Annotated in this window: 12 protein-coding genes; 7 read left to right on the top strand and 5 right to left on the bottom strand. The window is 73.1% G+C overall.

Annotated elements, in window-relative coordinates; all coding sequences use genetic code 11:
* The first annotated feature begins 175 nt into the window (after window positions 1-175).
* The 6 genes from AB0F29_RS31795 (at window position 176) to AB0F29_RS31770 (ending at window position 5,309) form a co-directional block, all read left to right on the top strand.
* The gene (locus AB0F29_RS31795) at window positions 176-1,102 is read left to right on the top strand and encodes an AEC family transporter (protein WP_361879361.1); all 927 of its coding nucleotides are present in this window, start codon (window positions 176-178) and stop codon (window positions 1,100-1,102) included.
* A 77-nt stretch (window positions 1,103-1,179) separates the two neighbouring features.
* A complete protein-coding gene (locus tag AB0F29_RS31790) occupies window positions 1,180-1,740 on the top strand; it encodes an RNA polymerase sigma factor (RefSeq protein ID WP_361879359.1) in 561 nt (186 codons plus the stop codon).
* Complete coding sequence (locus AB0F29_RS31785) at window positions 1,737-2,540, top strand: zf-HC2 domain-containing protein (RefSeq protein WP_361879357.1); 804 nt, start codon at window positions 1,737-1,739, stop codon at window positions 2,538-2,540. Before AB0F29_RS31790 ends, AB0F29_RS31785 begins: the two co-directional genes overlap by 4 nt.
* 20 nt (window positions 2,541-2,560) lie before the next feature.
* Complete coding sequence (locus tag AB0F29_RS31780) at window positions 2,561-3,370, top strand: ABC transporter ATP-binding protein (RefSeq protein WP_361879354.1); 810 nt, start codon at window positions 2,561-2,563, stop codon at window positions 3,368-3,370.
* Window positions 3,367-4,749 (top strand): hypothetical protein, encoded by a 1,383-nt coding sequence (locus tag AB0F29_RS31775; protein WP_361879352.1) that lies wholly within the window; start codon window positions 3,367-3,369, stop codon window positions 4,747-4,749. The genes AB0F29_RS31780 and AB0F29_RS31775 overlap by 4 nt, the downstream gene beginning before the upstream one ends.
* The gene (locus tag AB0F29_RS31770) at window positions 4,746-5,309 is read left to right on the top strand and encodes a hypothetical protein (protein WP_361879349.1); all 564 of its coding nucleotides are present in this window, start codon (window positions 4,746-4,748) and stop codon (window positions 5,307-5,309) included. The genes AB0F29_RS31775 and AB0F29_RS31770 overlap by 4 nt, the downstream gene beginning before the upstream one ends.
* A gap of 30 nt (window positions 5,310-5,339) precedes the next feature.
* Here AB0F29_RS31770 and AB0F29_RS31765 read toward each other — a convergent pair whose 3' ends face one another.
* The 4 genes from AB0F29_RS31765 to AB0F29_RS31750 are packed head-to-tail and all read right to left on the bottom strand — an operon-like array spanning window position 5,340 to window position 8,654.
* Complete coding sequence (locus tag AB0F29_RS31765) at window positions 5,340-6,272, bottom strand: ABC transporter substrate-binding protein (RefSeq protein WP_361879346.1); 933 nt, start codon at window positions 6,270-6,272, stop codon at window positions 5,340-5,342.
* A 9-nt stretch (window positions 6,273-6,281) separates the two neighbouring features.
* The gene (locus AB0F29_RS31760) at window positions 6,282-6,959 is read right to left on the bottom strand and encodes an ABC transporter permease (protein ID WP_361879343.1); all 678 of its coding nucleotides are present in this window, start codon (window positions 6,957-6,959) and stop codon (window positions 6,282-6,284) included.
* 4 nt (window positions 6,960-6,963) lie between these two features.
* Window positions 6,964-7,614: an ABC transporter permease gene (locus tag AB0F29_RS31755; protein WP_361879340.1), complete on the bottom strand. Its 651-nt coding sequence runs from the start codon at window positions 7,612-7,614 to the stop codon at window positions 6,964-6,966.
* Window positions 7,611-8,654 (bottom strand): ABC transporter ATP-binding protein, encoded by a 1,044-nt coding sequence (locus AB0F29_RS31750; protein ID WP_361879337.1) that lies wholly within the window; start codon window positions 8,652-8,654, stop codon window positions 7,611-7,613. Before AB0F29_RS31750 ends, AB0F29_RS31755 begins: the two co-directional genes overlap by 4 nt.
* Before the next feature lie 151 nt (window positions 8,655-8,805).
* On the opposite strand from AB0F29_RS31750, the gene AB0F29_RS31745 reads away from it, so the two are divergent.
* A complete protein-coding gene (locus tag AB0F29_RS31745) occupies window positions 8,806-10,359 on the top strand; it encodes an aromatic amino acid ammonia-lyase (protein WP_361879334.1) in 1,554 nt (517 codons plus the stop codon).
* On the opposite strand, the gene AB0F29_RS31740 is transcribed toward AB0F29_RS31745, so the two are convergent.
* Entirely contained in the window at window positions 10,330-12,138 is a 1,809-nt protein-coding gene (locus AB0F29_RS31740) for a cytochrome c biogenesis protein CcdA (RefSeq protein WP_361879331.1), read from the bottom strand. The two genes, AB0F29_RS31745 and AB0F29_RS31740, sit on opposite strands and share 30 nt — an antisense overlap.
* Between the last annotated feature and the right edge of the window lie 32 nt (window positions 12,139-12,170).

Raw genomic sequence — 12,170 nt, 5'->3', positions numbered from 1 at the left:
CCTCGGGGGCGCGACCACCGGTCTGAGACGCTGTCCGGCACCTGACCAGGTGTTCCGTCCGCCGGCCGCCCACCGCACCCGACCAGGTGCCCCACCTGCCCGGCCGCCCGCCGTACCCGCCCAGGTGCTCCACCCGCCCGGCGCCCACCGCACCTGATCCACCCGCAAGGAAGACATGCAGGGAGTCCTCACCGGCTTCACGGTGATCGCCACCGTCATCGCCGTCGGGTACGTCATAGGCCGCCGCGGCTATCTGGGACAGGACGGCCGCACCGTGCTGACCCGGCTGGCCTTCAACGTGGCGACCCCGGCCCTGCTCTTCACCATGCTCGCGGGCGCGGACCTGTCCGTCGTCCTGTCGACACGCCTGCTGGTCACGGCGACGGCCACGGCCGCCGCGGCCGGAGTCTTCGTCGTGGTGGCCGGGCTCTTCCTGCGCTGGGACGCCGGACGGGTCACCATCGGCGCCCTGTGCTCCAGTTACGTCAACGCCGGGAATCTGGGCATCCCCATCGCCGTCTACGTCCTCGGAGACGCCTCGCTCGTCGCCCCGGTGCTGCTCCTCCAGCAGATCGTGGTGACGCCGCTGGCCCTGACGGTCCTCGACCTCGGCCGCCCCGGAGAGCCTGTCCCGGCCCTCCGGCGGCTGACCACCCCGCTGCGCAACCCGATGGCGATCGGATCGCTGGCCGGTGTCGCCGTGGCCGCGTCCGGCCGGACCCTGCCCGGACCCCTGCTGGAACCGCTCGTCCTCATCGGCAACATGTCGGTCCCCGCCGTCCTCCTCGCCTTCGGGATATCCCTGTACGGCGGCGAGCGTCCTGGCCGGGGCGAGGACCGGGGCGCGCTGTACTTCTCCGCCCTGCTGAAGACGGTCGCCCAGCCGGTCGTCGCCTGGGCCGTCGGCGCGGGACTGTTCGGGCTGCGGGGCGAGGCGCTGCTGGCCGTCGTCGTGATCGCGGCTCTCCCGGCCGCCCAGAACCTCTTCACGTACGCCTCGCACTACGGGGTCGCCGAGCGGTTCGCCAGGGAGTCGATCCTGCTGTCCACCCTGCTCTCCGTCCCGGTGCTGATCACCGTCGCCACGCTGCTCGGGCGGTAGCCCCCGACCCGGTAGCGGGTGTGACGCAGACCACTCCCCAAGGAGAACCCGGGTGCCCCGCCCCGCGTCTGGCCGGTGTGAGACTACGAAAGAAGCGGCCCCCGGAGCCGGCCGAGGAACACCTCCTCCGCCTGGTAGCCGACGGCGACCGCGCCGCGTTCGACGAGCTGTACCGGCGCACCGCCCCCTGGCTGGCGGTACGGCTGCGGCGCCGGTGCGCCGACGAGCAGATCGTCGCCGAGGTCATGCAGGAGACCTACCTCGCCGTGTGGCGGGCCGCCGGCGCCTTCGTCGGCAGCGCCGTCGGCGGAAGCGCCGCCGGGTGGCTCTGGACGATCGCGGCCCGCCGCCTCGTCGACGCCTTCCGTCGCCGTGCGCACCACGCCGAACCGCCCGTCGCCGCCGCCGGACGCGCCACCGCCCCGGCCGCCGAGGACGAGGTGCTGGCCGCCGCCGTCGGCGGAGAGGTCGGGGACGCCCTGCGGACCCTCGCCCCCGAACTGCGGCAGGTGCTCCAGGCGCTGGTGCTCGACGGGCTCTCGGTCCGGGAGACCTCGGTCCTGCTCGACCTCCCCGAAGGCACCGTCAAGACCCGGGCCCGCCGGGCCCGCATCGCCATGAGAAGGGCACTGGCATGAGCGTCGAGCACCCCTCCGACTCACTGGTCGCCGACTACGCGCGAGGAGACACCGACCTGCCCGCCGACGAACTGTGGGCCGTGGAGGCCCATATGGAGCGGTGCGTCGACTGCCGCCGCCGGCTGGCCGGCGCGGCGGCCGGCGTACCCGCTGTCACCGCCCTGCTGACCGCCGTCCGCGACGGCCTGGAGCCGGCCCTGGACCGTTCGACGCCCGCCCCGCGCCGTCGCCGCCGCCCCATGACCTGGGCCACCCCGGTCATGGGCCCCTGGCTGGCCATGGTCATCGGCGTGAGCGTCGTCGCGGTGCTGCTGGACCGCACCGCGGGCTGGACGCGGGGCGCACCGCCCGTCCTGCTGCTGGCGCCGGCCCTGCCGCTCGCCGGAGTCGCCGCCGCCTGGTCGCGCGGACTGGACCCGGCGTTCGAACTGACCGCCGTCACCCCGCGCGCCGGGCTGTCCCTGCTGCTGCGGCGCACCCTGACCGTGCTCGCCGCCGTCCTCCCGGTGCACCTGGTCGCCGGGCTCCTGACGGGCGTCGCCCTCGCGCAGTGGCTCCTGCCCTCCCTCGCCCTCACCGCGACGGCGCTGGCGCTCGGCGGCGTCATCGGCGTCGGCCGCGCCACCGCCGCCCTCGGCGCGCTGTGGACCGCGGTGGTCCTCGTCCCGGCCGCGGCCCTGGGCCGGCTCTTCCTCCTCCAGCCCGAACACCTCCCGCTCTGGGCCCTGACGCTCGCCGCCGCGGCCGGCGTCACCCTGGCCCGCCGCCGCGCCTACACCACCCCCAAGAGCCCGCGATGACCCCCCGCAAGGAGCAACGGATGACCGTCCCCACCGGCGCGCTCGACACCGCGCCACGCCTCTACGCCCACGAGATCCATGCCACCGGCCTCACCGTCAAGGTCGGCCGCGACCGGCTCGCCGTCGACGGGCTCGACCTCGCCCTGGGCACCGGAACCCACGGTCTGCTCGGCCCCAACGGCGCCGGCAAGACCACCCTGATCCGGACGCTCGCCACCGTCCTGCGCCCCACCGGGGGAGGCCTCGAACTGTTCGGCCACTCCGTCCGCGACAGCGCCCGCCACCGCGAGCTGCGCCGCCGCATCGGCTATCTGCCGCAGGAGTTCGGCTACTACAAGCGGTTCACCGTCCGGGAGTTCGTCACGTACATGGCCTGGCTGAAGGAGATGCCCGCGCGGGACATCCCCGGCGCCGTGCAGCGCGCTGTGGAACGGGTCGGACTCGCGGACCGGGCCGACAGCCGGATGAAAGCGCTCTCCGGCGGAATGGTGCGCCGCGTCGGCATCGCCCAGGCCATCGTCAACGACCCTTCGGTGCTGCTGCTCGACGAACCCACCGTCGGCCTCGACCCGGCACAGCGCCTACAGTTCCGTGCCCTGCTCCAGGAACTCGGCCGGGAGAGCTGCGTGCTGGTCTCCACCCACCTCGTCGAGGACGTCGCCGCGGCCTGCACCGATGTGGTGCTCTTCGACCGGGGCCGCCTCGTCTTCCAGGGGACCCCGCAGGCGCTGGCCGCCGCCGGAACCGCCGACCAGCCGGGCGACAGCCCCCTGGAACGCGGCTACTCCGCCCTCCTGTCCGGCTCCGACAACGAAAAGGGCAGCTGGTGAACCTCCGCGTCCTGCGCACCGAACTCCAGCGCTCCGCAGCCCCCTTGGTCGGTCTCACCGTCCTGGCCGGCGGGTTCGCGTTCCTTTATGGCATCGACGGGAGCTGGTGGGGCACCTCGGTCGACTGGACCGGGCAGTGGACCTCGCTGGCGCTGTGGACCCGGGGGCTGCTCGCCTACCTGTGGCCCCTGGTCGCCGGGATCGGGGCCCTGTACGGGCTGCGGGACCAGCGTTCCCGGATGCCGGAACTGCTGGCCGCCACCCCCCGGCCAGGATGGCAGCGCGCGGCGGCCCCGGCGGCCGCGGTCGCCCTGGCGCTGGTCGCCGGGTTCGGGGCGCTGCTGGTGTGGGGCGGCGTCCAGGTGGCGCTCGGCCCGACCACGTACACCCACCTGGGCTGGCTGCCCATCTCGGCCGTCGCGCTGCTGGCCCTGGTGGCGGCCGCGGTGTTCGGCATGGGCGTGGCACGGGCTCTGCCCTCACCGCTGACGCCGCCGGCCGTGTCGGTCGTGTTCCTCGCGGTGACCGTGTTCCTGATGCAGCAGACCGACAGCGAACTGCCCACCGTCCGCGTCGGATCCCAGCTGCTCTCGCAGCTCTCCCCGGCGGTCGCCGAGCCGCGCCAGGTGCTGCTGACCCTCACCGGCGCCGTGCACCTGGGCCAGACCCTGTGGCTGCTCGGTCTCCTGGCCACCGGCTTCGCGCTGCTGAGCGCCACGCGCCGACGGGCCCGCCTGACGGCCGTGGCGCCGGTGCTCGCCGGAGCCGCCCTGGCGCTGCTGGTGCTGCCCGGCGACGCCCGCGGTGGCTACCGTATCGACCCGGCGGCGGCCGCCCCGGTGTGCGACGGCCAGGTCTGCGTCACGGAGGTGCACCGGCACCGGCTCGACGCCCTGGCGCCCTCCGCCACCCGGGCGCTGGGCGTCCTGGACACCGTGCTCGGCGACGCGGCGCCCCGGCAGGTACGGGAGGAGACCGCGCTCCGGGCCGTGGGCGAGGAGCGCCGGCTCGCCCCGGCGTCGGTGCTCGTCAACTTCGAGGACCCGCAGATCGACACGGCGCGGGGCGATCAGCTGGTGCGCCGTCTCGTCGGCGAGGGGCTCGCGCCGAGTTGCCGGGCCATCACCTCCCGGGAGTTCGGCGGCGACGAGGTACTCGTCGTGCAGAGCGTGCTGGCGAGCTGGGCGCTGGGAACGTTCCGGCCCATCGAGGCCGATGTGTACGACCGCGAGGCCTACCGCGCCTCGATGGGGAAGGCGTGGAAGCAGTTCACGGCACTCTCCCCGGACCAGCGGCGGAGCCGGGTCGCCGAGGTGCGCGAAGCCGCCCTCGACTGCGAGTTTCCCTGGGCCGACGACCTGGCCGGGGGAGCGCGGTGACGGGCGGCCTCCTGCTGTACGCGCGGTCGCGGCGGGCCCCGGCCACGGCCGGAGCGTTCCTCGCCTCGGCGGTGCTGCTCGGGGCGGGCGCGGCGGCCGACGGCGTCGCCGATCCGCGGCTGAGCGTCCTGGCCGTGGCGGTCGCCGTCGCCGCGGCGGCCCCCGGGCTCGGCGGCCAGGACGCCGCCCTCGACCGGACGGCGGCGATCCGCTGGGTCCCGCTCCGGGCAGCGCACGTCCTGCTGATCGCCGTCCTCGTCGCCCTCGTGCTCCTGGCGGCGCAGACAGCGGGGCGGGACCCGGTGACGGCGGCGTTCCTGCTCCGGGACGCCGCCGGGCTGACCGGTCTCGCCGCGCTCGGGGCCGTCGTGTTCGGTGCGGAGTACGCCTGGACGCCGGTCGTCGGCTGGCCTGCCGTCACCTTCTTCGCACCGCCCGACCCGGGCGGAGTCGGCGGCTGGCTGCTGGCCCCGCCCGATGCCGGGGCCGCCGCCTGGACCGCCGGCGCCCTGCTGGCGGCGGGCGCCACCGTCTACGCGGCGGCCGGGCCCCGGAGGTGACCGCCGGCAGGGAGGCCCCGCCGGTCGCGGCTACTTCGTGATGCCGTGCTCCGCCGCCCAGTCGTTCGCGACGTCCTCGGGGTCCTTCCGGTCCTTGTCCACCAGGCGGTTGAGCTCGGTGAGGTCCTCGGTCGTCAGTACGGCCCCGAGGCGGGCGAGCGCCTTGCGGACCGTCGAGTCGGCCTTGCGGTCGGCGATGAGCGGAACGACGTGCTGGCCGGGGATCAGGTTCTTGGGGTCGGTGAGGACGACCCAGCCCTCGGCGGCGATGTCGGTGTCGGTGGTGAAGAGGTTCGCCACGTCCACGTCGCCCTTCTTGAGGGCTCCCTTGACCAACGGGCCCGAGGAGTCGAGGGACTTGAACTCCTTGAACTCCACGCCGTACACGTCCTTGAGGCCCACCGAGCCCACGGTGCGCTTCTTGACCTCGGGAGCCGCGCCGATGACGAGCTTGCCGTTGTGCCGCGCGAGGTCGGCCAGGGACTTGAGGCCGTACTTCTCGGCGGTCTCCTTGGTGACGGCGAAGGCGTCGGCGTTCTCCGCCTCGCCGTACGGGAGTATCTGGAGGCCGCGCGGCAGGAGCATCGCCAGGGCGTTCTGCATCGTGCCCTCCTCGGTGGCCGTGGCCTCGGCGTCGAGGTAGTGCAGCAGCGCGCCCTGGTACTCGGGCAGCAGATCGATGTCGCCGCCCTTCAGCGCGGGGATGAGGATCTCGCGGGTGCCCAGGTTGGGGCGGACCTTCGTCTTCACCCCGGAGGCTTCGAGCGTCGCGGCGTAGAGGTACCCGAGGACCTGGTTCTCGGTGAAGTTGGCGGTGCCGATGGTGACGCCGCCCTCGCTGGAGCCCCCGCCCCCGCCGCCTGCCCCCTCCCCGTCGAGGGAGGTGATGCCGCCGCCGCACGAGGCGAGCGCGGGGACGGTGGCGGCGGCGAGGAGTCCACCGAGGAGATTTCTGCGGTTCATGGGGGGCTCCTAGGCCTGGGTCCGCGGGGCGGGGCGGTGGCGGAAGAGGACGCGTTGGAGGGCGGAGAGCGCGAGATCGAGGACGACGGCGACGAGCGCCACGAGCACGGCGCCGCCGAGCACCTGCACGAGGTCGCGCTGGGCGAGCCCGTCGAAGACGTACCGGCCGAGCCCGCCGAAGGAGACGTACGCGGCGATGGTCGCCGTCGCGACGACCTGGATGAGCGCGAGCCGGAGTCCGGTCATGATCAGGGGCAGCGCGAGCGGCAGTTCGACCTGGAGGAGGACCTGGTACCAGCGCATGCCCTGGCCGCGTGCCGCGTCCCGCACCTCGGGGTCGACGGCCGTCATCCCGGCGTAGGTGTTGGTGACGATGGACGGCACCGCGAGCGCCACGAGGGCGATGTAGACCGGCCACATCGACAGGCCGCTGGCGAGGAAGACGAGGACCACGAGCCCGACCGTGGGCAGCGCCCGCCCGAAGCTCGACAGGTTGATCGCGACGAAAGCGCCGCGCCCGGTGTGGCCGATGAGCAGACCGACCGGCAGGGCGATGGCGGCGGCGACGAGCGTGGCGAGCAGCGAGTACTGGAGGTGCTCGGCGAGGCGGTGCCCGATGCCGTCGGAGCCGGTCCACTGCTCGGCGCCGACCAGCCAGTCACCGAGGCCCTTGAGAAGTTCGTACATGAGGTCAGGCCCCCTGCTTCTGTCGGCGGGTCCACGGTGTCAGGACGTACTGGAGGGTGACGAGCAGGGCGTCCGCGACGAGTGCGAGGAGCAGCGTCAGGACGACGCCGACGATCACGGGGGTGGGGAAGTTGCGCTGGAACCCGTCGGTGAAGAGCTGCCCGAGCCCGCCGTCGCCGATGTACGTGGCCACGGAGACGAGGGAGATCGCCATCACCGTCGCGATCCGCACGCCCGCCATGATCACGGGGAGGGCGAGGGGCAGTTCGACGGTGAGCAGGGTGCGCAGCGGCCGGGAGCCCATCGCCTTCGCGGCTTCCTTCGTCCGGGCGGGGACGGAGTCCAGGCCCTCGACGGTGTTCCGCAGGAGCACGACGAGCGTGTAGATCGTCAGGCCGATGACGGTGGTGGTGCGGGTGAGCCCGCTGACGGGCAGGAGCAGCACGAACACGGCGATGGACGGGATCGTGAACAGGACGTTCGACAGGCCGAGGAGCAGCCCGCGGAGCCTGCGCACCCGGTGGGCCAGCACGGCCAGGGGGAGGGAGACGAGCAGACCGAGGAGTACGGCGGTCAGGGCGGCCTGGAGGTGGGAGAGCGTGAGGACGGTGAGATCGTCGGTGTGGTCGGCTATCCACGACCAGTCGACACTCACGCCGCCACCGTGCTCGCCGCGCTGTGCACCCGGCCCGCGCGGTCGTGGATGTCCTCGCGGGACGTCACGCCGGTGAGGACGCCGTCCGCGTCGACCCGGGCGACCAGGCCGCTCGGCGCGGAGATCGACTCGTTGAGCGCGGAGAGGAGCGAGTCGGCGTCCCGCAGGGGTCGGACCGGCGTCTCCGCGTCCGTCTCCTCGTCGCGCCAGGCCAGCGGCTTGCGGGCCGCGTCGAGGGCGAGCCGCCATCGGCCGCCTTCGGGGGCGGGGCCCTGGGCGACCTCTTCGAGCGTCGTCAGGGACAGCAGCTTCAGGCCGCGCTCCGCGCCGAGGAAATCCGCGACGAACGCGTCCGCGGGGCGGGCCAGGAGCTCGGCGGGGGAGGCGCACTGGACGAGATGGCCACCGGTGCGGAAGACGGCTATGCGGTCGCCGAGCCGTACGGCCTCGTCGATGTCGTGCGTGACGAAGACGATCGTCTTGTTCAACTCCCGCTGGAGTCGCAGCAGTTCGTCCTGGAGCTGGGTGCGGACCACGGGGTCGACGGCGCCGAAGGGCTCGTCCATCAGGAGGACCGGCGGGTCTGCCGCCAGCGCGCGGGCCACGCCGACGCGCTGCTGCTGGCCGCCGGAGAGCTGGTGCGGGTAGCGCTTCCCCGCGTCGGCGGCGAGGCCGACCGTCTCCAGGAGTTCCGCCGCCCGGGCCCGCGCCTTCCTGCGGCCCCAGCCGAGCAGCAGCGGTACGGTCGCGATGTTGTCCAGGACAGTGCGGTGCGGGAAGAGCCCGGACTGCTGGATGACGTAGCCGATGGAGCGGCGCAGCTCGGCGGCGTCCTGCTCCAGGACGTCCTTGCCGCCCACCCTGATCGTCCCGGAGGTCGGCTCGACCATCCGGTTGATCATGCGGAGCGTGGTCGTCTTGCCGCATCCGGAAGATCCGACGAGGACGGTCACGCCCCCTTCCGGCAGATCGAGCGTGAGGTCGTGCACCGCGGTCGTGCCGTTCGGGAAGCGCTTGTGGGCCTTGTCGAATTGGATCATGAGGAGTCCCTTGCCCGACTGCATATCATCATGCAGAGTTCTCGGTGACTGAATAGGTTGTCAATAGGTCGTCGCCGTGCGGGCGTGAATCCCTGGTCACCAGAGGTCGCAGGACAAGACGGAGCGCCCGGCAGAGGAGGAATTGCTACGGATGTCGTCTCATATCTCGGACAGGGCGGTAGGCGGCAACAGTGCGATCGTCATCCTGGACGGCCGACGCATGATGGTCGCAGATGTCGTACGAATGGCCGAATCCGCCGCCCGGCCCGTTCCGGGGGCCGAGGGCATGAAGCGCGTGGAAGCCTCCTGGAACGCCGCGCGGGAAATCGCTTCGTGGGGCCGCGTCTACGGTCGTTCCACCGGCGTGGGGGCGAACCGGAACGAGACCGTGCCCACGGAGGCGGCTTCCGGACACGGACTGCGCCTGCTGCGCAGCCACGCCGGGGCGATCGGCGAGGAGCTGCCCGCGCGTGAGGTCCGCGCCATGCTCGCCGTCCGCGCCAACCAGCTCCTCGCCGGCGGCGCGGGACTGCGCCCGACCGTCGTCACCGCGCTCTGCGAAGCCCTGGAGACGGGCGCCTACCCGAAGGTCAACGAGTTCGGCTCGGTCGGCACCGGCGACATCGCCGCGCTCGCGCAGCTGGGCCTCGCGCTGGCGGGCGAACACCCCTGGCAGGGCGCCGGGGCCGCCCCCGCACCGCAGCCCCTCGACAACAACGACGCCCTCGCCCTGATCAGCAGCAACGCGCTCACCCTCGGCCAGTCCGCCCTCGCCCTGCACGAGCTGCGCACCCTGATCGCGGCCACGCAGGTGGTGGCGGCCCTGTCGCTGATGGCGATCGACGGGAGTTACGAGGCCTACGCGCTCCCCGTGCACGAGGCGCGGCGGCACGCCGGTTCGTACGCGGTCGCGGAGCGGATGCGGCTGCTGCTCGGCGCCCCCGACCGCCCCACACCGCCGCTCGGCCGGATCCAGGACCCGTACGGCTTCCGCTGCGTGCCCCAGATCCACGGGCCCGCGCACGATGCGGCGGACGCGCTCGAAGAGGTCCTCGCGGTCGAGATCAACGCGGCGGCCGAGAACCCGCTGATCTCCGCCGACGATATGGCCGCCTACCACCACGGCGGCTTCTACCTCGCCCAGCTCGCCCTCTCCCTCGACCACTTCAGGCTCGCGGTGACCCAGGTGGCCCGGCTGTCCACCTCCCGGCTCTCGACGCTGAACGAACCGGGCTTCACCCGCCTGCGCCCGTTCCTCGCGGACGGCGAGCCGGCGTCGTCGGGCGTGATGATCCTCGAATACGCGGCCGGGGCGGCGCTCGGCGATCTGCGGGCCTTCTCCGCGCCCGCCTCGCTCGGCCACGCGGTGCTCTCGCGGGGTGTCGAGGAGCAGGCCAGTTTCGCTTCGCTGGCCGCACGGCAGACCCTGCGGGCGTGCCAGGCGTTCCGGCTCGTCGTGGGCTGTGAACTCGTCGCGGCCGTCAGGGCGTTGCGCCAGCGCGAGCTGCGCCTCGACCCGGAGCTGCCGGTCGGCCGGGCCTTCGGGCTCGCGGCCTCGGTGCTCGACGCGGAGCCGGCCGACCGGCCGCTGACGGACGATGTGGCCGCGGCGGCCGGGCTGCTCGACCGGTTCGCGGAGCTGGGGGAGGCCTCGGTCCGGTCCCGGCCGGGGGGCTCACCCGAAAGTGAAGGCATAGGCCTGTAGGCCCTCGTCCAGGCGGAGTTCGAGGCGTGCGGTGCGCGGGTCCCGGTCGTCGGTGAGCCGGTGGAGGGTCGGCTCGCCGGTCACCCGGAGGGTCCTGGTGGCCTCGCCGTTCACGAGAACGGTGACCTCGCCGGTGCCGGCGAGGACGATGTTGGCGTTCTTCGCCCGGTAGGTGAAGGCCAGCCGGGCCTCGCGCCCCGCCGTGAACTCCTCGTACCCGGCGGTCCATGTGCCGTCCAACGACAGCTTGTTGAGCGGCAGATCGCCCTTCGGGAAGCGGTAGACGGCCGGCCGGTCGTCCACCAGGGGAGTGCCGACGTAACCGCGGATGCGCAGGTTGCTCAGATAGGTCTCCGGAGTCCGGTCGGCGGCCAGATCGTCCATGGCCCGGTCCGTGGGCTCCGGAAGGACGACGGTGGGATCCGCCTGCCGGAGCAGCTCACGGATCATGTTCTCCGTCCGGTCGTACTGCCCCTCACCGAACTTGAAGTAGCGGACCGTGCCCTCGGCGTCGATCAGATACTTGGCGGGCCAGAAGCGGTTGCGGTAGTTGTCCCAGGTGGCGAGGTCGTTGTCGAGGGCGACGGGCCAGTCCACTCCGAGCTTCCCGGCGCCGGCGACGACATTGCTCCGCTTCTTCTCGAAGGCGAACTCGGGGGAGTGCACCCCGATGACGCGCAGCCCGGCGTCCCGGTAGGCACGCTCCCAGTCGCGGATGTGCGGCACCGCGCGCTGGCAGTTGATGCAGGAGTACGTCCAGAAGTCGATCAGCGTGACCTTGCCGCGCAGGCTCTTGAGGTCGACGGGGCGGTCGCCGGGGGTGTTGAACCAGGAGTCGATGCCCTCCAGCGCGGGGGCCGGCCCGCACGAGCGCAGTTCGTCGGCGCCGTCCTCGCAGCGGGAGAGCGCCTTGTTGGAGTTGTCGTACAGACCGGACAACTGCTGCCGGGTGGCGTCGCTGTCCTCGATCTTCCGCTGGACACCGGAGGTGTAGTCGGGCAGCGACCGCTGGATGGCGGCGGTGACGTCGAGGGCCAGGGCCAGCGCGAGGACGATCATCAGCGAGCCGGCGGCGATCCGCAGTCCCCGGGCACGCCTGCGGAACGCGGCGACGCGGTCGGCCACCCTCCGCCCGGCCAGCGCGAACGCGAGCAGCGGCACGGCGGTGCCGACGGCGAAGGACAGGGTCAGCACCACGATGTCGGAACTGATCTCGCCCCGGGCTCCCGCGATGGTGATCGCGGAGAGCACGGGCCCCGCGCACGGCACGTACAGCAGGCCGAGGCCCAGACCGAGGACGAAGGCGCTGCCCTCCTTGTTCACCTGGCGCTGCGGGATACGGGCGAAGGGCTTCTCCAGCAGGCGTTCGACGGGCGGGAAGATCAGGCCCAGGCCGATGAGGACGAGCAGTCCCAGGCCCACGTACCGCAGGATGTCCTGCGGCAGACCGAGGGCGGAGATGATCGTCACGCCGAGCAGGGTGAAGAACGCGAAGCTGACGACGAGGCCCGCGACGACGGCGTAGGGACGCCGGTTGCGCGGCGGACGTCCGGGAGCCTCCGGGGCAGCGGTCGCGACAGCGCCACCACCCCCTGTCGTCCCACCGCCACCACCGGCCTCGGCGTCGCCCGGGGCCCGGACCGGTTTGCCCGCGGCCTCGCCGTCCTCGCCCCGCCCGGAGCCGCCGGCCAGGAACACCACCGGCAGGACGGGCAGGATGCAGGGCGACACCGCGGTGATCAGCCCGCCCAGCAACCCGATCAGCATCAGCGTGATCATGACGTACCGCCTCTCGCGGGAGAGAGCGGCGG

This window comes from Streptomyces sp. NPDC026589 (assembly GCF_040638385.1).
In the GTDB taxonomy this organism is placed as follows: Bacteria; Actinomycetota; Actinomycetes; order Streptomycetales; family Streptomycetaceae; genus Streptomyces.
This window is presented reverse-complemented; position numbering and strand designations above follow the sequence as displayed.